Origin of the sequence: Lentzea waywayandensis, assembly GCF_900115955.1 — a bacterium.
Taxonomy (GTDB): Bacteria; Actinomycetota; Actinomycetes; order Mycobacteriales; family Pseudonocardiaceae; genus Lentzea; species Lentzea waywayandensis.
Window position 1 is genome coordinate 217,448 of record NZ_FOYL01000003.1, and the last position, 18,034, is coordinate 235,481.

Annotated in this window: 21 protein-coding genes; 6 read left to right on the forward strand and 15 right to left on the reverse strand. The window is 69.2% G+C overall.

Features of this window, described 5'->3' with window-relative positions; translation table 11 throughout:
- Window positions 1–81: 81 nt before the first annotated feature.
- The 3 genes from BM417_RS11705 to BM417_RS11715 form a co-directional block, all read right to left on the reverse strand.
- A complete protein-coding gene (locus BM417_RS11705) occupies window positions 82–603 on the reverse strand; it encodes a VanZ family protein (RefSeq protein ID WP_093591601.1) in 522 nt (173 codons plus the stop codon).
- A 77-nt stretch (window positions 604–680) separates the two neighbouring features.
- Window positions 681–2,858: an FtsX-like permease family protein gene (locus tag BM417_RS11710; RefSeq protein WP_093591604.1), complete on the reverse strand. Its 2,178-nt coding sequence runs from the start codon at window positions 2,856–2,858 to the stop codon at window positions 681–683.
- Window positions 2,855–3,538, reverse strand: coding sequence for an ABC transporter ATP-binding protein (locus BM417_RS11715; protein ID WP_093591606.1), 684 nt, complete (start codon window positions 3,536–3,538; stop codon window positions 2,855–2,857). Before BM417_RS11715 ends, BM417_RS11710 begins: the two co-directional genes overlap by 4 nt.
- Window positions 3,539–3,647: 109 nt before the next feature.
- On the opposite strand from BM417_RS11715, the gene BM417_RS11720 reads away from it, so the two are divergent.
- From BM417_RS11720 to BM417_RS48620, 3 genes are read left to right on the forward strand one after another with little or no spacing between them, the layout of a single operon-like run.
- On the forward strand, window positions 3,648–4,778 hold the full coding sequence (locus BM417_RS11720) for a sensor histidine kinase (protein ID WP_177320389.1): 1,131 nt from the start codon (window positions 3,648–3,650) through the stop codon (window positions 4,776–4,778).
- Window positions 4,775–5,401: a response regulator transcription factor gene (locus BM417_RS11725; protein ID WP_093591611.1), complete on the forward strand. Its 627-nt coding sequence runs from the start codon at window positions 4,775–4,777 to the stop codon at window positions 5,399–5,401. Before BM417_RS11720 ends, BM417_RS11725 begins: the two co-directional genes overlap by 4 nt.
- The gene (locus BM417_RS48620) at window positions 5,398–5,592 is read left to right on the forward strand and encodes a helix-hairpin-helix domain-containing protein (protein ID WP_245821865.1); all 195 of its coding nucleotides are present in this window, start codon (window positions 5,398–5,400) and stop codon (window positions 5,590–5,592) included. The genes BM417_RS11725 and BM417_RS48620 overlap by 4 nt, the downstream gene beginning before the upstream one ends.
- A 5-nt stretch (window positions 5,593–5,597) precedes the next feature.
- Here BM417_RS48620 and BM417_RS11735 read toward each other — a convergent pair whose 3' ends face one another.
- From BM417_RS11735 to BM417_RS11770, 8 genes are all read right to left on the reverse strand, one after another.
- Window positions 5,598–6,461 carry an aldehyde dehydrogenase family protein gene (locus BM417_RS11735; RefSeq protein ID WP_093591613.1) on the reverse strand — a complete coding sequence of 288 codons (864 nt, stop codon included), beginning with the start codon at window positions 6,459–6,461 and terminating at the stop codon, window positions 5,598–5,600.
- Window positions 6,454–7,881: an aldehyde dehydrogenase family protein gene (locus BM417_RS11740; protein WP_093591616.1), complete on the reverse strand. Its 1,428-nt coding sequence runs from the start codon at window positions 7,879–7,881 to the stop codon at window positions 6,454–6,456. Before BM417_RS11740 ends, BM417_RS11735 begins: the two co-directional genes overlap by 8 nt.
- Before the next feature lie 4 nt (window positions 7,882–7,885).
- On the reverse strand, window positions 7,886–8,842 hold the full coding sequence (gene deoC / locus BM417_RS11745; protein ID WP_093591619.1) for a deoxyribose-phosphate aldolase: 957 nt from the start codon (window positions 8,840–8,842) through the stop codon (window positions 7,886–7,888).
- A 10-nt stretch (window positions 8,843–8,852) separates the two neighbouring features.
- A complete protein-coding gene (locus tag BM417_RS11750) occupies window positions 8,853–11,015 on the reverse strand; it encodes a bifunctional polysaccharide deacetylase/glycosyltransferase family 2 protein (RefSeq protein WP_245821866.1) in 2,163 nt (720 codons plus the stop codon).
- A complete protein-coding gene (locus BM417_RS11755; protein WP_143138611.1) occupies window positions 11,012–11,347 on the reverse strand; it encodes a hypothetical protein in 336 nt (111 codons plus the stop codon). The genes BM417_RS11750 and BM417_RS11755 overlap by 4 nt, the downstream gene beginning before the upstream one ends.
- 259 nt (window positions 11,348–11,606) lie before the next feature.
- The gene (locus BM417_RS11760) at window positions 11,607–12,251 is read right to left on the reverse strand and encodes a DUF1707 SHOCT-like domain-containing protein (RefSeq protein ID WP_407656140.1); all 645 of its coding nucleotides are present in this window, start codon (window positions 12,249–12,251) and stop codon (window positions 11,607–11,609) included.
- Window positions 12,252–12,270: 19 nt separating this feature from the next.
- Window positions 12,271–12,468 carry a hypothetical protein gene (locus BM417_RS11765; RefSeq protein ID WP_143138612.1) on the reverse strand — a complete coding sequence of 66 codons (198 nt, stop codon included), beginning with the start codon at window positions 12,466–12,468 and terminating at the stop codon, window positions 12,271–12,273.
- A gap of 100 nt (window positions 12,469–12,568) precedes the next feature.
- Complete coding sequence (locus BM417_RS11770) at window positions 12,569–12,919, reverse strand: hypothetical protein (RefSeq protein ID WP_093591631.1); 351 nt, start codon at window positions 12,917–12,919, stop codon at window positions 12,569–12,571.
- A gap of 173 nt (window positions 12,920–13,092) precedes the next feature.
- Here BM417_RS11770 and BM417_RS11775 point away from each other — a divergent pair, with 173 nt between their 5' ends.
- Complete coding sequence (locus tag BM417_RS11775) at window positions 13,093–13,353, forward strand: hypothetical protein (RefSeq protein WP_093591634.1); 261 nt, start codon at window positions 13,093–13,095, stop codon at window positions 13,351–13,353.
- Here the strand turns inward: BM417_RS11775 and BM417_RS11780 are convergent.
- The 3 genes from BM417_RS11780 to BM417_RS11790 form a co-directional block, all read right to left on the reverse strand.
- Window positions 13,331–13,555: a sigma factor gene (locus tag BM417_RS11780; protein WP_218164450.1), complete on the reverse strand. Its 225-nt coding sequence runs from the start codon at window positions 13,553–13,555 to the stop codon at window positions 13,331–13,333. The two genes, BM417_RS11775 and BM417_RS11780, sit on opposite strands and share 23 nt — an antisense overlap.
- A 61-nt stretch (window positions 13,556–13,616) precedes the next feature.
- Window positions 13,617–14,609, reverse strand: coding sequence for a Gfo/Idh/MocA family protein (locus BM417_RS11785; protein WP_093591640.1), 993 nt, complete (start codon window positions 14,607–14,609; stop codon window positions 13,617–13,619).
- A gap of 34 nt (window positions 14,610–14,643) precedes the next feature.
- Window positions 14,644–15,291, reverse strand: coding sequence for a maleylpyruvate isomerase N-terminal domain-containing protein (locus tag BM417_RS11790; RefSeq protein WP_093591642.1), 648 nt, complete (start codon window positions 15,289–15,291; stop codon window positions 14,644–14,646).
- On the opposite strand from BM417_RS11790, the gene upp reads away from it, so the two are divergent.
- A complete protein-coding gene (gene upp / locus BM417_RS11795) occupies window positions 15,290–15,913 on the forward strand; it encodes a uracil phosphoribosyltransferase (protein ID WP_093591645.1) in 624 nt (207 codons plus the stop codon). The genes BM417_RS11790 and upp overlap by 2 nt on opposite strands.
- A 94-nt stretch (window positions 15,914–16,007) precedes the next feature.
- A complete protein-coding gene (locus BM417_RS11800) occupies window positions 16,008–17,306 on the forward strand; it encodes a glycoside hydrolase family 18 protein (protein WP_093591648.1) in 1,299 nt (432 codons plus the stop codon).
- Between the two features lie 91 nt (window positions 17,307–17,397).
- Here BM417_RS11800 and BM417_RS11805 read toward each other — a convergent pair whose 3' ends face one another.
- Complete coding sequence (locus BM417_RS11805; RefSeq protein WP_093591651.1) at window positions 17,398–17,997, reverse strand: TetR/AcrR family transcriptional regulator; 600 nt, start codon at window positions 17,995–17,997, stop codon at window positions 17,398–17,400.
- Window positions 17,998–18,034: the final 37 nt, after the last annotated feature.

An 18,034-nucleotide genomic window follows, 5' to 3' on the forward strand; every position in this document is an offset into this window, starting at 1 on the left:
CGCGTCACCTCACGCCGCCGGGTGAACGCGGGATCGGATCGTCCCGGTCCTGCCGAGGTACTGCGCTCTGGAATCCGCAGTTCAGCGCACTCCGGCCAGCTCGCGCCGCGGCACCGCGGTGGTCGTCACGCGGGCGTAGACCTTCACGGCGGCCAGTGCGCCGAGCCAGCCGAGCGCAGTGCCGGTCGTGTTGGTGATGAGGTCGTCGACGTCGAAGATCCGGTTGGCCCACAGCAGCTGCGAGCCCTCGATCAGCAGCGAGACGCCATAGCCGATCAGCGCGGTCTGGCCGATCGTGCGCCTGCCCCAGAACATCAGCATCGCGCCGAGCGGCACGAACAGCAGGACGTTCAACGTCATCTGGTCGAACGCGATCTGCCCGTCGCGGAAGGTGTCGGCGATCCACTGGAACGGGACGAGCTGCACGGACTGGCGCGGCGGCGCGGTCTGCATCGGCAGGAACGTCGCCGAGAACAGCATGCTCGCGTACACGGTGATGGTGGCGCCGCGGAAGGTCAGCTGACGGAACAGCAGCTGCGGGAGCAGGAACACGACCGAGAGGAAAACGCCCCACTGGATGCTCGCGAGCTGTGCATTCGTCATGAATCCAAGTTAGGAAAAAGGCCCTCCGCGCACATCGCGCTGAGGGCCAGTTCCATCCTCGTACTTCCGGCCGAGTACTACTCGGCCGCGTAATCCCGCGGGCTGATGCCGCGTAGTACCGGACCGCACGCCAGGGCCGCTACCAGCGCGACCACGATGCCAACTCCCACCGGGGCGATCACCCACGGCGTGATCGGCATTTCGCCGTGACCCACCATTCCGCGCGCCAGAGTGAGCAGTCCGAGGCCCACGACAATTCCCGCGCCGCACGCCGCGATTGTGACGGCGAACACCGGCAGCATCACTTCTCGGCGCAATGCGTGAGCCAGCACACGAATCGGAGTTCCCGCCGCGATCAACGCGCCGAAAGTGCGCCTGCGGTCGATCACCGACCCGGCCGCGGCCACCGCCGCGCCGATGCCGCCGAGCACCGCCGCGATGGAGAGGCCGATGATCGTGGCCCGCTGGAGGTCCGCCATCAGCGTGTCGCCGAAGAGACCCCGCTGCTCGCCGTCCACGAGCCGCACGCCCGGCAGTGTGCCGATCAGCGCGGTGTGCACGGCGTCGCGGTTCTCCGGCGTCGTCGGCACGCCGACCATCGACACCTCGCCCGCGAGTGACGGCAGCAGGCCGCGGTCGATGACCGCGCTCACCCGGCCGCTGCCCTCGAAAGGCCGCGTCTCGTACTGCGCCGGCAGCTGCGCGGTCAGTGTGTCCTTGCCGCCGCTCGACTTGAACTCGTTGCCCTGCAACGGTCCTGGCGAGTAGACGGCGGGTCCGGCCTGGCAGTGGAGGCCGGTCAGCACCTTCGCGACGTCGGCGCACTCACCGACGACGACGTACGTGCCGTTGTCGCCATTCCTGATCGTGCCGTCGAGCATCGTGACGACCGGTCCCGAGGTCGCTAGGCGCAACGGCGTGATGTCGTGCGTCACCTGCTCCGCCACGATCGCGTTCTCCAGCCACGTCGAGTCGCGATACGGGACCTGGCTCTCCAGCCCCGGCAGCATCGTGAGCGCCATCGAGCCGGTGAACACGGCGATCACCACGCCCGCCGAGCCGCGGAACGCCGCCACCGGGTCACCGGCGAGCCTGCGTCCGGCCAGCAACGTCGACGGCCTGCGCCACCGCCCCACGAAGAACCTGCCGACCCACGCGGTCAGCACGGGCCCTGCCAGCACCAGCGCGAGCGCCACCGCGCCGAGGCCGAGGAGCACGACGGTGAACTGGCCGTCGCCGCTCGCCTCCTGCGCGTACACGATGCCGAGGAAGAACACGCCCAGCGCGCCGGCGATGGTCAGCAGCCGCCACGACCTGACCTTGCGCTTGGCCTCCGCCGCGAGCGGCTGGTTCACCACGCGTCGCAGTCCCATGATCGCGGCCCCGACGACCAGCAGCGGTGCGAGCACGGCCACCGCCGCCACGACCGCGGGTTCCGGCACGAAGTCGCCGGGGTACCAGGTGCCGCCCTCCCACGGGACCTTGGCGGTGAGGTGGCTGAACGGCTGGGCCAGCACCACACCCAGCACGCTGCCGACGACCGCGCCGATCGCGGTCTCGACGGCGGTCATCACCACGACCTGCCGTGGACTGGCACCGGCGAGCCTGAGCGCGGCGAGGCGCCGTTCCCGTTTCGCCGCGGTCAGCCGGGCCGCCGAGGCGACCAGCACCAGGCACGGCACGACCAGCACCACGAGCCCGACGCGCGTGAGCAGGTAGAGCATGCCGTGGTAGTCGTCGCGGTACGAGCCCGCGCCGCCCCGCAGATCGACCGCGGGATAGCCGTTCTCGACCTTCTCGTGGCCGATGATCGCGACGAGCTCGCCGGGGAACTTGAGCGCCTCCGGCCCCAGCTCGGCGATCCGCACGCCGGGGAAGCGGTTGCCCAGCTCCTCCGCCGGGGTGCCGCGCACGAGGTCCGCGAGCGCGGGCGACAGCAGCACCTCGCCCGCTTCCGGGAACTTGGCGATGCCGGCCGCGACCGGGATCGCGCCCTGCTCGGTGCGGGCGACGTCGAACCGTTCGATGAGCTTGCCGTCGTACGAATCCCGGTTCATGGCAACGGAAATGGCGCCCTTGTCGCCTTGGCCGACTCCGTCGCGCCACGCCGTGCGGTCGGCCCGTGCCTGCAGGCCGTTCGGTGCGGCGAGAAGCCACAGGACCAGCGACACCGCGATCATCACGCCGAGTGCGACCAGCACCGTCGCGACCTGGCTGCGGCGGTCCCTGCGCAGTACCGCGAGAGCGATCCTCACGCGGACACCCCCGCGGTCTTCTGCGCGATCTTGCCGTCCTGGATCTCGACGACGCGCAACGCCCGGTCGGCGATCGCCTTGTCGTGCGTGACGATCACGATGGCGGCGCCGGTCTCCTCCGCGGCCTGGAGGAGGGCGGTCATCATCTCCTGGCCGGTGCGCGTGTCGAGGGCGCCGGTCGGCTCGTCCGCGAAGATCACCCGCGGCTGGTGGGCGAGGGCCCGCGCGATCGCTACCCGTTGTGCCTGCCCGCCGGACAACTGGCTCGGCAGCCGCTTCTCCAGGCCGTGCAGGCCCAGGCGCGCGAGCCAGAGCCGGGCCGCGCCGAGCGCCTGCTCGCGCGACCCGCCGGCGAGCAGCATCGGCAGCGCCGCGTTCTCCTCGGCGGTCAGTTCGGCCACGAGCATGCCCGACTGGAACACGAACCCGAACGCCGTGCGCCGCAGTGCACTGCGTCCCATCTCGTTCAGCTCGCCGATCGCCCGCCCGTCCAGGAACACCTCGCCGCCGTCGGCGCGCAGGATGCCGGACAGCACGTGCAGGAGCGTCGTCTTGCCGGATCCGGACGGACCGACGACCGCCAGCACGTCCCCGGCCTTGATGTCGATGTCCACCCCGGCGAGCGCGTGCACGTCGCCGTAGGTCTTGACCAGGCCCCGAGCGGCCAGAACCGAATTCATGTTCCTCAAGGTGCCGGGTTCCGGCCTGCGAAACCTCGGCCTTAACGACACACCGGATCAGCCGGATGACCGAGGCCGTAGAGGTGTGGTGGTCCTACCGTTGTCTCCCGTGGACAGTCATCGGGGCCAATGGCCGATCGCCGCCGTTCTCGCCTTGCTGATGCTCGGCGAGCTCTTTCTGATGAGCGGGGGCGGCAGCCCCGAGGCGCTGGTGTGGCTGATGACCGTGCCGGTGTGCATCGTTGCCGTCACGTCGTTCAAGTCGCGTGTCTTCACCATCCCGGTGGCGGTGCTGTCGATCTTCGTGTCGTCGTTCGTCATCAGGTTGTTCAACGTGAACCTGCCGACGCTGCTGAGCCCGCTGACCGTCGCCGAGACCGCCGCGTGCCTGGTCATCACGGCCGTGGTCGTGCGAGAGGAACCCCGCCGCGCCGCCACGTGGTCGGTGGGCTCGCTGGTCGCCGTGAGCTTCTTCGCCGCCATCGTCCGCGACAACTGGATCTCGTCGAGCAACTACAACGAGATGCTCGGCTCGCTCGTCCTGGGCTTCACCGCCGTCGGTACCGGCCTGTACTTCCGCGCCCGCGACACCGAGGGCGGTCGCCTGATCGCCGCCGCCGTCACCGACGCGCAGAAGGAAGAACGCATCGCCCTGGCCCGCGAACTGCACGACGTCGTCGCCCACCACGTGACGGGCATGCTCGTGCAGGCACAGGCAGCGCTGGAGGTCTCCGACGACGACCCGCGGGCCGCTCACCGCCTGCTGCCGGGCATCGTCCGTTCGGGCACGGAGGCCCTGGGCGCGATGCGCCGCCTCGTCGGCACCCTGCGCCAGGGCGAGAACGAGGCCGCCACCACCGACCTGGCCGCGGACGTCATCTCGGCCGTCGAACGCACCCGCGAGCTCGGCTTCGAGACCCGCCTGCGCATCGACCTGCCCGATGAGGTGCCGCCGGAGCTCGGCCGTTCGGTGCTGCGCCTGGTCCAGGAGTCGCTCACCAACGTGCACAAACACGCCGTGTCGCCCACGATGATCGACGTGGAGATCTCCCGGACGCCCGGCGGGGCGTTGCGCGTGATCGTCGCCGACGACGGTCAGCTGCACGAGCTGAACCAGGGTGGCTACGGTCTCGTAGGTATGCGTGAGAGGGTCGACCTGCTGGGCGGCCTGTTCTCCGCGGGTCCGCGCGAGCGCGGCTGGCAGGTGCTCGCCGAGCTACCCCTGGAAGGAAACAAGTGATCTCGGTCCTCATCGCCGACGACCAGGAGATGGTCCGCGTCGGGTTTCGGATGATCCTGGAGAAGCAGCCGGACATCACCGTCGTCGCCGACGTTCCCGACGGGATCTCGGCCGTCACCGCTGCTCGTGAGCACAAACCCGACGTGGCCCTGCTGGACATCCGCATGCCAGGGATGGACGGGCTCGAGGTGACCAAGAAGCTGTCGCCCACGACGAAGGTCGTCGTGGTGACCACGTTCGACCTGGACGAGTACGTGCACACGGCGCTGGAGAACGGGGCCTCCGGGTTCCTGACCAAGGACGCCGGGCCGGCTCTGCTGGTGGAGGCCGTCCGGGCCGCCGCCGCGGGGAACGCGCTGATCTCGCCTCAGGTCACCGTGCGGATGCTGGAGCACTTCGCCCGGCCTGCCCAGCGGCCTGACCTGTCGTTGCTCACGGCTCGCGAGCAGGACGTGGTCCGGGAGGTGGCGCGGGGGCTCTCCAACCAGGAGATCGCCTCGTCGCTGTTCCTGTCGCTGTCCACCGTGAAGACGCATCTGGCTTCCGTGCAGACCAAGCTGAACGTGCGCAACCGCGTCGGGATCGCCTCGTGGGCGTGGCGGGCCGGTCTGGTGAACTCGTGACCACCGAGTTCCCGCGCACCATCGGCAAGGTGGCGGCACGCGAACTGGCGTCGAACGGCTACATGACGTTCGACTCGCTGACGAAGGTGTCCGCGAAGACGTTGCTGAAGATCCACGGCGTCGGCCCGAAGGCCGTCAGGATCCTCGGTGAGGAGCTGGCGGCGCAGGGCAAGGCCTACGCCGCCGACTAGCTTCCCTAGACACCCATCGGGTGCCAGACCGTCTTCGTCTCCAGGTACGCGCGCAGGCGCGACATGTCCGGCGTGACGGTGAAGTCCTCGCTGGGCTTGTTGCGCAGCACGCGCTTCACGGTGCCCGCCGCGCTCCGCTCCAGGTCCGCGCGGATCGACTCGGGCGCACCGGTGAGGTCCAGCGCGTTCACGTCGCCGTGCGAGGCCAGCCACGGGGCGATCTCCGCGGTGCGGCCGGTGATGATGTTGACGACGCCGCCGGGGACGTCGCTGGTGGCCAGCACCTCGGACAGCGTGATCGCGGGGAGCGGGCGGTCCTGCGAGGTGATGACCACGCAGGTGTTGCCGGACGCGATCACCGGTGCGATCACCGAGATCAGGCCGAGCAGCGACGACTGCTGCGGGGCCAGGACGGCGACCACGCCCGTCGGTTCCGGGGTGGAGAACGAGAAGTACGGGCCCGCCACCGGGTTCGAGGAACCCAGGACGGCCGCGATCTTGTCGGTCCAGCCCGCGTACCAGACCCAGCGGTCGATCGCGGTGTCCACGAGGGACTGCGCCTTCTTCGCCTGCACGCCTTCGGAGGACGCGACCTCGGCGATGAACTGCTCCCGGCGGCCTTCCAGCACCTCGGCCACGCGGTACAGGACCTGGCCCCGGTTGTAGGCCGTGGTGCCGGACCAGCCCGCGAAAGCCTTGCGGGCGGCGGTGACCGCGTCGCGGGCGTCCTTGCGGGAGCCCTGGGCGGCGTTCGCGAGGAAGGTGCCCTTCGCGTCGGTCACCGGGTAGCTGCGGCCCGATTCGGAGCGCGGGAACTTGCCACCGATGTAGAGCTTGTAGGTCTTCGCGACCGTGAGTCGATCAGACATCGAGGTAGGCCTCCAGACCGGTGCGGCCGCCCTCACGGCCGAAGCCCGACTCCTGGTAACCGCCGAACGGGGCGGTCGGGTCGAAGCGGTTGAACGTGTTGGACCAGACGACGCCGGCGCGCATGCGTTGTGCCATCCAGAGAATGCGCGAGCCCTTCTCCGTCCAGACACCGGCGGACAGGCCGTACGGCGTGTTGTTCGCCTTGGCCACGGCCTCTTCCGGCGTGCGGAACGTCAGCACGGAGAGCACCGGCCCGAAGATCTCCTCGCGGGCGATGCGCATCGCCTGCGACACATCGGAGAACACGGTCGGGGCGAAGAAGAAACCCTTGTCCGGCAACGGGCAGGAGGACGTCCAGCGGGTGGCGCCCTCGGCCTCGCCCGCCGCGGTCAGCTCCTTGATCTTGGTGAGCTGCTCGCGGGAGTTGATCGCGCCGACGTCGGTGTTCTTGTCCAGCGGGTCGCCCACGCGCAACGTGTTGACGCGCGCGTGCAGCTTCTCGATCAGCTCGTCGGCGATCGACTCCTGCACGAGGAGGCGGGATCCGGCGCAGCAGACGTGGCCCTGGTTGAAGAAGATGCCGTTGACGATGCCCTCGACGGCCTGGTCGAGCGGGGCGTCGTCGAACACGATGTTCGCCGCCTTGCCGCCCAGTTCCAGCGTGAGCTTCTTCGACGTGCCCGCCAGCTGACCCTGGATGATCTTGCCGACGTCGGTCGAGCCGGTGAAGGCGACCTTGTTGACGTCCGCGTGCTCGACCAGCGCGGCGCCGACGTCACCGGCGCCCGGGATGATGTTCACGACGCCCGGCGGCAGGTCGCACTGCTGGATGATGTCCGCCAGCACCAACGCCGTGAGCGGGGTGGTCTCGGCAGGCTTGAGCACGACGGTGTTGCCGCACGCCAGCGCTGGTGCGATCTTCCACGCCGCCATCAGCAGCGGGAAGTTCCACGGGATCACCTGGCCCGCGACGCCCAGCGGCTTCGGGTCGGGCCCGTAGCCCGCGTAGCCGAGCTTGTCCGCCCAGCCCGCGTGGTAGAAGAAGTGCGAGGCCGCCGTCGGGATGTCGGTGTCGCGCGACTCCTTGATCGGCTTGCCGTTGTCGAGCGACTCCAGGACGGCGAGCTCACGGCCGCGTTCCTGGATCTGCCGCGCGATCCGGTAGATGTACTTGGCGCGCTCGGAACCCGGCATCTTCGACCACACGCGGTCGTAGGCCTTGCGCGCGGCCTTCACGGCGGTGTCCACATCGGACTGCGACGCCGTCGAGACCTCCGCGAGCACCTCCTCGGTGGCCGGGTTGATGGTCTTGAGTGGCTCGCCGGTGCCCTCGACGAACTTGCCGTCGACGAACATCTTGTACGAGGGCTTGAGGTTCGCGATGTCCCGCGACTCGGGCGCGGGGGCGTATTCCCACATGTCTTCAGTCCACCGTCACGTAGTCCGGGCCGCTGTAGTGGCCGTCCAACTGGGTCCGACGCTGCATGAGCAGGTCGTTGAGCAACGTCGACGCGCCGAACCGGAACAGGTGCGGGTCGAGCCACTCCGGACCGGCCACCTCGTGCACGGCCACCAGGTACTTGATCGCGTCCTTGGTCGTGCGGATGCCACCGGCTGGCTTCACCCCGCGCAGCTCACCCGTCTGGTCCTTCCAGTCCCGCACGGCCTGCAGCATCACGTGCGTCACCGGCAGCGTCGCGGCGGGCTGCACCTTGCCGGTCGACGTCTTGATGAAGTCACCACCGGCCAGCAGCGCGAGCCACGACGCGCGGCGCACGTTGTCGTACGTCACGAGCTCGCCGGTCTCCAGGATGACCTTGAGGTGCGCGTCCCCGCAGGCTTCCTTGATCTTGACGATCTCCTCGAACACCTGCCCGTACCGGCCGCTCAGGAACGCGCCGCGGTCGATCACCATGTCGACCTCGGCCGCGCCCTGCTCGACGGCGAACCGGGTGTCGGCCAGCTTGATGTCCATCGTGCTGCGGCCACTGGGGAACGCGGTCGCGACGCTGGCGACGTTGATGCCCGTGCCCACGAGGTCGTCGGCCGCCGTCTTCACCATGTCCGGGTAGACGCAGACCGCCGCGACCTTCGGCACGTCGGGCCGTTCGGGGTCGGGCCTGCGGGCCTTGGCGGCGAGCGAGCGCACCTTGCCGTGAGTGTCAGCGCCTTCCAGCGTGGTCAGGTCCACCATGCTGATCGCCAGGTCGATGGCGTGCAGCTTCGAGGCCTTCTTGATGCTCCGCGTGCCGAGGCCCGCGGCTCGTTGCTCGACGCCGACCTGGTCGACGCCGGGGAGCCCGTGCAGGAAACGCCGCAGCGACGATTCGTCGCGCACGGCGTCAGCCAGGGCCGACGGCAGTGTCGTTGGAGCAGCCATGCCTGGGAGTCTAAGCGGAATGGGACGCCCGTCCTAAGTGAGACGATTTTCGCAGGTCAGCACGGCTCAGCGGCACGGTTCGCTCGTCAATTTCCGGTGCTGCCTGAGCGGCGCTGCCCGTGCGTTTGAGCTTCTGCCACGGCAGCACCGCGCCGGCCAGCGCGGTGATCACCGACTGGATCACGACCAGGTACATGAGCTGCCGGTAGACGATCGGCTGGAGCGCGACGGCCCACAGCGGACGCAGGCGTTCGCCGTCGAGCCGGAACGCGATCACCGCGGGGATCAGCTGGAGCACCAGGAACCCGAGCCAGGCGAGCGCACCGGCGACGGGGTCGGTCCAGAGGCTCAGCACCGCGAACACGTCGATCGCGGGCGCGAGGATCGGCAACGCCACCTGGTAGAGGAAGAGGTACGGCAGCGCCCGGCGGCCGAGCTTGCCGCCCAGGCCACGTTCGAAGATCGCGCCGCGGTGCTTCCACATCGCCTGCAACGTGCCGTAGCACCAGCGATAACGCTGCCGCCACAGCTGCCCGAGGCTCGCCGGCGCCTCGGTCCAGGCCCGTGCGGACTCCTCGTAGACCGCCGACCACCCGGCTCGCTCCAGCGCCATCGTCAGGTCGGTGTCCTCGGCCAGCGTGTCCTCCGGGACGCCGCCGACCTCGCGCAACGCCTCCACGCGGAAGCCGCCGACCGCGCCCGGCACGGTCGGCATGCACTGCATGACGTCGTACATGCGCCGGTCGAGGTTGAAGCCGATCACGTACTCGATGTGCTGCCAGCGGCCGAGAAGCCCGGACCTGTTGCCCACCTTGGCGTTGCCCGACACCGCGCCCACCGCGTGGTCCGCGAACGGCTGCACGAGGTTCGCGACGGTCTCCGGTTCCAGCACGGTGTCGCCGTCGACCATCACGACGAGTTCGGTGCGGGTGTGCCGCAGTCCGGTGTTCAGCGCCGCCGCCTTGCCCGCGTTCCGCTGGCGCACCAGGGAGACGTTGGGCAGGTTCAGGCTCTTGACCACCTCGGACGTGCGGTCGGTCGAGCCGTCGTCGATCACGATCACGTGCACCGGGTTGGTGCTCGACAGGATCGTGCGGACCGTCGCCTCGATGCCCGCTTCCTCGTTGTACGCGGGGACGAGCACCGTCACCATCTGCGGCCGCAGCCGCGGCGCGTGCTTGCCCGGCTTGCGCCGCGCGTGGATCGCGGTCGTCACCAGTAGCACCGCCGCGCGGGCGAGCGCCAGCAGGCTGGAGATCACGACGAGCCACGTCAGCAGTTCCGTGACGAACCGCGAGAACCGCACCGCGAGCGACACGGCGGTGCCTTCGAAGCGTTCGGCCGCCGTCGCGGCACGGCTGGCCTGAGACACCCCGAACGCGTCACGGGCGGTCTGGAACGCGAACCCGCGCTCCTTCAGGCTCGGGATCAGCTTCTCCAGTGCGGCAACGGTTTGCGACCGGTCGCCACCGCCGTCGTGCATCAGCACCACGGCGCCCTTGGAGTCCTTGGGCGTGGAGTTCGCGACGACGGCATCGGTGCCGGGCGTGCGCCAGTCCTCGCTGTCGAGGTCGGAGAGCAGCACGAGGTTGCCGGCCGCCGTGATCCGCTCGATGCCGACCAGGTCCTCGTCGTCGACGGCGTCCGGCCGGTTCGAGTACGGCGGCCGCACGACCTGGCTGAACTTCCCGGTGCCGCTCGCGACGACGAGCCCGGTCTGCCCCAGCTCGACGTGGGCGCGGGTCTCGCCGACCTTGCCCAGGTCGACGTGGGTGAAGGTGTGCAGCCCGACCTCGTGGCCCTCGGCGTCGATGCGTTCCAGCACGTCCTGGTGCTGCGCCGCGTTCGCGCCCGTGACGAAGAACGTGGCCTTGACCTGGTTGCGCCGCAGCACGTCGAGGACTTTCGGGGTCCACTCGGGGTCGGGCCCGTCGTCGAACGTCAGCACCACCGTGCGGTCCGGCGTCGTGCGCGAGCTGAGCCCCGCCCCGGTGTCGCCGACGAGCGGACCGCCCTGGTGCACGGTCTCCGGCACGGTGCCCGACGGTCCCGCGGTCGGCGCCGCGCCCTGGCCCACGCGTCCGACGACGAACGTGTCCAGCAGCAACGCGCCCAGCAGCACCACCATGCTCAACGCCAGCAGCACCCAGTGGGCGCGTGGCTGAGGCCTCACGGCTTGCCCTGACCGGGGTTGCTCGGCCGGTTCGACGCGCCCGGCGGCTCGGTCTTCCTGTTGCCGTTGTCGGCCGTGGTCGTCGTGGTGGCGTTCGCCACTGGAGCCGTCGTGGTGGTCGCCGACGACCTGGACACGGTTTCGTTGCGTGGCAACGATGTTGCTTCGGGTGACGAAGTCGGGGCGTCCGTCGTGGTGGTGACGGCGGGTTCGGCGGCCTCGGGGATCGGCAGCAGCGTCGTCGGGTTCACAGGGCCGCCGGCGAGCGCGACGACGAGAAGTACCAGGTAGGCGAGCACACCGACGGCGACTGTGCCGATGGCGAAGCGCATCACCTTGCGGCGGCGGCCACTCGGATCAACGAACACGGGTCTGTCAGAGGGAGTCGTCATGACCTTCGTGGGGGAGCGGCGAGCGGACGCCGGAGGTTAACCGGCTGCGCCGCCCAGCGGAAGCCCCTTCATCGCAGGACTCCAGACCGATAGATCATGCCGATCTCTCCGCGCGACCGCGTTTCCTGAGACGCCCGCTCAGGCGCCCCGGCGCTCGCTTGGGCAACACCCCGCACGTGCTGCCTGCTCAAAACAAAACTCAGTCCAGCAGTTCGCGCAGGATGCTCGTCTTCTTCCTCTTCGGCCCCTTCACTTCCACGCCACCCATCAGCGCGAGCCCGGTGATCCGCACCGTAGGCGCGCCAGGGATGTGCCGGCGACCAGGCGCGCGGTCCTCGAAGGCGCCCATGAACCCGAACCCGTCGACCTTCACGTTGATGTCGTCGGGCACGCGGATCTCGACGCCGCCCCAGAACGCGAAGACGCTGATGGTGACCTCGGCCTCGGCGAAGCTCGCGTGGGTGAGGTCCAGCTCGATGCCGCCCATGACGGCGACGGCGTTGTGCAGGCGCGGTACGACCCACTGGCCCTTGCGGTTGACGCCGGACCAGAAGGCGATGGACACCGCGCTGCCGGGTTCGCCGCCGATGCGGTCGCTCACCGCCGGTTGGTACTGCGGCACGGCCGGGTTCTGCGGCAGGCCGCTGAGCACCAGGTCGGCGGTGATGGGGACGAGTTCGCCGTACGTCTTCGCGGCGTAGACCGCCACGAGTCGTTCGTCCAGCTCGTGGATGTCGAGGCGGCCCTCGGCGGTCGCCTTGTGCAGCACCTGCGCGATCCGTTCCCGGTCCGCGTCGGAGGCCCGCATGTGACTCTGGTCAGCCGGTACCAGCTCGTCGCTCACCCGATCGAGTCTAGAACGCTCACTTGCGGTTCGGTGCGTACTTGACGGTGATCGCGAAAGCGATCACGAGGAGCGCGGCGAGCGCTGCCGCGAGGGCCGGGCTGTAGCCCCACGTCAGCGGCAGCACGCCGATCAACACGGCGAGTGACCCCGAAACACCCAGGATGACCAGCGGGGATTCACACAACTGCTGGACGGGCTTCTGTTCGATCGTCACCGTTCGCACCTCCGCGTCTCAACTGGCTACGAGACTCTTCGGAGCTGCCTTGTCGGTTCTTTACTCCCGGATCGGGTTGTGCGGGCCCCTGATCAGGTGGTCATCGGAACGGGTTGGTCACCGGAGGGTTCGCCAGTCGCACCGACGCCTTCAGCGCGTCCAGTTCCGCCTCGGACGCCGACCCGCCCTGCGTGACGGCGACACCGCGCTGCAGTGACAGACGCACCGCGTTGGTGAAGACGAGCTCGACGTTGCCGCGCGTGTCATTGACGCCTTCCAGTTCCCACGACGTCTGGACCGTGTACGTCGTCTTGACCTTGATCTGCTCGTCGAACCTCAGGCTCTCCGCGAGCTTGCGGGCCCTGTCGTCGTTGTCCGGGAACCCCCGCACCTGAACCGTTGCCCACGCACCGGGCTCCCACTCGAACGCCAGGTAGGCGTCGTTCGCCATCGCGCTTGCCGTTCACGTCCGGGACCGGATCACCCGGTAGCGGTTTGATCGTGCCCCCCTTGAGCACCGTGACGTAGGCCGACTGGCCGCCGGTGCCCACGAGCGCGATCTTCTGCGCCGTGCGCTCGGTGGTGTAGGTCTCCGGCTTCAGCCCGGGAACCGGACCCACGCTGATGTTGCGCACCAGCGGATCGAACGCCACGGTGGTCGCCGGGGCAGGCGCCGCGCCCGGCCGGATCAGCAACGGCAGCACGCCGGCGACGATCAGCACGAGCACCCCGGCCGCCGTCACCCGCAACGACTTCGCGCGCTTCCCGGTCCTGATCGCCCGCGAGACACTCACCCCGTCCGACGCGGGCACCTCCACGGTCCGCAGCGACCCGAGCAGCCGGGCACCGTCCTCTTCGGACATCACGGCCGCCTGCGCTCGTTGAGGAACGTGCGCACGAGGATCGTCCGCACGTACGCGTCGATGTTGTCGGCGGCCTTGGCTCTGCGCCAGTTCGTGTAGAGCCGTGTGATCGCGACCTGCACGACGTCATCGGTGCTGTGCACGTCGCCGCACAGCAGATAGGCCGTGCGCCGCAACCAAGGCAGTGCCGCCGTGACGTACTCGGTGTACTCGTTGTCAGCCAAGCCTCCCCATCCGTCCGCACTCAGGACACGGCGCGGCGTGGGGGAGGTTGGGCGACGTGGGTCACGGAGTCGGCTGGCGCAGCGGCAGCCCGGCCGCCCGGTAGATCGAGTCGATCACCGTCATGTTCTTCACGGCGTCGTCCGCGGTCGTCGGGAACGGCTTGCCGTGCAGCACGGCGTCGGTGAACGCGTCGAGTTGATAGGCGTATGTCGCGCGCTTCTCGAACGTCTCCGCGGACTTCTTGCCCTTGAGCTCCAACGACAAGCGGTGCAATGCCTGGGGGACGAGCGGGTTGACGACGCTCAGTGTGCCGTTCTCCCCGACGGCCTTCATCGACAGCTTGAGCACCGTCGACGACCACAGCGAGGCGTGCACGGAACCCGTGTGGCCGGAGGGGAAGCGCAGCGAGGCGCGCATCGCGCGGTCGATGGAAGGCCCGCGCAGCAACGCTTTTGCCGATCGCACCTCGGGCTCTTCGCCGCCCAGCAGCCGCGCCATGTGCACGGCGTAGCAGCCGGTGTCCATCGTCGCGCCGCCCGCGAGCGAGTAGTCGTAACGGATGTTGGAGAACAGTGGCAGCGGGATGCAGACCGAGGCCTCGACGTGCCGCAACGGGCCGAGCACGCCGGAGGAGATGATCTCGGCGACGCGCATCGCCAACGGGTGGTAGCGGTAGTGGAACGCCTCCATCACCACCAGGCCGGACGCGTCGGCGGCCTTGGCGACGGTCGCGGCTTCGGCGGCGTTCGCGGTGAACGGCTTCTCGCACAGCACGTGCTTGCCGGCCTCCAGCGCGGCCAGCGTCCACTTGCCGTGCAGGCCGTTGGGCAGCGGGTTGTACACCGCGTCGATCGCCGGGTCCGCCAGCAGGTCCTCGTACGAACCGTGCACGCGCGCAATGCCGTGCTTGTCGGCGAAGGCCTTGGCCTTGTCGGCCGATCGCGCGGCGACCGCCACGACCTCGGCGACCGTCGAGGACCGGGCCGGACGGACGACAGCGGGTGGCGCGATCTTGGCCGCGCCGAGCACTCCGATGCGCACGTGGTCTATCACGCGCGCGATCCTACACCTCGTGCAGTTAACAGTGTTACTCCACCAGATCGGTCCTTCGTGGAGGGAAGAACGGGATCTTCTCGATCGGCGACCGGTCCGACCAGTTCCACGACTCCATCTGGGCGCGAGAGCGCCTGCCGAAGAAGGCGCGCCACAGCTCGTAGCCGTCGACCTCCAGCGTGATCGGGCCGGCGCCGACGTCGCCGAACTCGGTCTTCACCGTCACGTCCGTCAGCCTGCGCGGCGCGATCCACACCAGGGTCGGCTGCCACACGGCGTCCGGCAGGCGTTCCCGGCCCAGAGCCGCGCGCAGGTCGGCCTCGTGCGTGATCGCGTCCAGCGCGAGCTGGTACGGGATGCGCGGCATCTCGCCGATCTTGTCGCCGAAGACGTTCCACTGCTCCAGCAGGTCCTCCACCGGGACGTCCGCGCGCTCGGCGACGTGCCGCGCCGTCCACTCCTCCGACGGCGCGCCCTCCATGCGTCCGGTGACCAGATCCGACGACTGGCCCGAGAGGTGCGCGATCACCTGATGCACGGTCCACTCAGGACAAGCGGGCACGGTCCGTGCGAGCTCCTCGGCGGTCAGGCCCATCGTCAGACCGATGATGCGCTGACGTGCCTCGCGGTAGATCTCTTCGAACACCCCTAGCTCCTCCCAGCGGGTTACGGTGTCGAGCATGGACGTCCTGGTCGTCGATCATCCACTCGCCAAGGCGAGACTCACAACGATGCGTGACGCGCGCACGGACAATGCCGCGTTCCGCGCCGCGCTGCAGGAACTCACCGTGATGCTGGTCTACGAAGCGATGCGCGAGGCGCCGCTGAAGGAAGACCGCACGCACACACCGGTAGCCCGTACCACCGGCTACAAGCTCGCAAACCCGCCGCTGCTGGTGCCGGTGCTGCGGGCGGGGCTCGGCATGGCCGACCAGGCGCACAAGCTGATCCCGGACGCCCAGATGGGGTTCGTCGGTCTGGCTCGCGACGAGGAGACGTTGCAGCCGACGCCGTACATGGAGTCGCTGCCGGAGGACCTCGCCGGACGCCCGGTGTTCGTGCTCGACCCGATGCTCGCGACGGGCGGTTCGATGGCGTACACGATCCGCCTGCTGACCCAGCGCGGCGCGACCGACGTGACGGCCGTGTGCGTGCTCGCGGCGCCCGAGGGAATCAATCACCTGGAGGACTCGAAGCTGCCGTGCCGTCTCATCACGGCCTCGGTGGACGAGAGGCTGAACGACTCCGGCTTCATCGTGCCCGGCCTGGGCGACGCCGGTGACCGACTGTACGGGGCGGTTTAGGACATACCTCCGATCGGACGTAGCAGTGGTCTAGACCTCAGGCCTATCGTGCTGTGGACCACATCGCCGCTGCCGCGAACGAACTAGGAGACTCATGTCCAGACGGAGATGGGGTGTCGCCGCACTCGCGGTCGGCGCCCTGTCCGCGTCGCTGGCCGTTGCGCCCGCGAACGCCGACGTCGAGACCAATGGGCACCACGGTTACTCGAAGACCCGCACGGTGGGGTACTTCATCCAGTGGGGCGTGTACGACCGGAACTTCCGGGTCAAGAACCTCGTGGACAGCGGGGCCGCCGCGCGGCTCACGCACCTGAACTACGCCTTCGGTTTCCTCGACGAGGCGGGCAAGTGCATCAGCGCCGACCCGTGGGCCGACTGGCAGATGCCCCACACCGCGGAGCAGTCCGTGAGCGGCAAGGCGGACGAGGCCGGTCAGGCGCTGATGGGCAACCTGAACCAGCTCAAGCAGCTCAAGGCCAAGTACCCCAAGCTGAGGATCAACATCTCGCTGGGCGGCTGGACGGGCTCGCGCTACTTCTCCAACGCCGCGCTGACGCCCGAGTCGCGGGCCGCGCACGTCAAGTCGTGCACCGACATGTGGATCAAGGGTGACCTGCCCGGTCTGCCCGCGGGTGCCGCGAAGGGCGTCTTCGACGGCGTCGACCTCGACTGGGAGTGGCCGTCGAGCGCGGGCAACCCGACCCCGCCGAACGTCATTCGCCCCGAGGACAAGCAGAACTTCACCAAGCTGCTCGCCGAGTACCGCAAGCAGATGGGCTGGAACCGCGACCTGACGGCGTTCCTGCCGGCCGACCCGGTGCAGGTGGACCGCGGCTTCGAGGTCGCGAAGGTGTTCACCTACCTCACTTTCGGCACGTTGCAGGGCTACGACTACCACGGCGCCTGGGAAGCTCCGGCGAACCAGCAGTCCGCGCTGCGGGTGCCCAAGGGTGACCCGTCGGAGTTCGAGTTCAGCTCCGAGGTGACGGTCAACGCGTGGCTCCGCCGCGGTGCCCCGCGGTCGAAGGCGGTGCTCGGCGTTCCGTTCTACGGTCGCGGCTGGGACGGCGTCGCCGCCGGTACGCGCAACGGCCTGTTCGGCACCGGTGTGCCGGCGCCCGCCAAGTACGAGGCCGGCTACGAGGACTTCCACCGCATCAAGGCGAAGCTCTCCGAGCCCGGCAACACGTACAAGCTCTACCGCGACGAGCGGGCCGGCTTCGCGTGGATCTACGACGGCAAGACCTGGTGGACCTACGACGACGCGACCGAGATGAAGCGCAAAGCCCGCTACATCAACGACCGCAGGCTCGGCGGCGCGATGATCTGGTCGCTCGACGGCGACACCGCCAACGGCGAACTGATCAAGGCGCTCGACGGAGCTCTGAAGTAAGGCCGCACCACCGAGACGGACTGTCCTAACCGGACAGTTCAGCGGGTCCGGGGAGGTTTCGCGGCGGCCGCCTCCCCGGATTCCGTGGTGCTCACAGAGTTTTCCCGGTCTCCGCCCGCCAGCCCCTGCCGTGCGCGCGCAACGCCAGTTCGTACGTGGCGGCCGCGTCGATGCCGGGCGGCAGGTTCCCGTTGAGCTCCAGGCTCACCAGGCCGTGCGCGATGCCCCACATCGACATCGCGATCTGCTCCGGGTCCTCCGCGAGGTACACCCCCTGCTCCACCGCGCGCCGCACCGCGTTGATCACCGGCGCGAACGTCCTGCCCGCCGCGCGGCTCATCTCCTTCGTCGGTTCGACGACCTTCGAGTAGAGCACCGAGTAGAACTGCGGGTCCTCCAGTGCGCCGCGCCGGTACGCGAGCCCGATCTGCAGCAGGTCCTCCGCGGGGTCGTCGGTGACGGGCACCGCCGCGAGGTTCTTGCCGAACTGGGTGAACGCCTCGTCGTAGAGCGCCTCGAGCAACGCCGGTTTTCCGCCGAAGAGGGAATAGACCGCCGTCGTCGAGGTGTTGACGTCGGTGGCGATCTTGCGCAGGCTCACCGCGGCGGGGCCCTCGGTGCTGAGCAACTCGCCCGCTCGCTCGAGCAGACGTCGTCGCAGAGCGTCGTCGTGGGTCTTGGGCCTGGGCATCGCGCAATCCTAACGGCCGCTGGCCCCAGTGGTATCA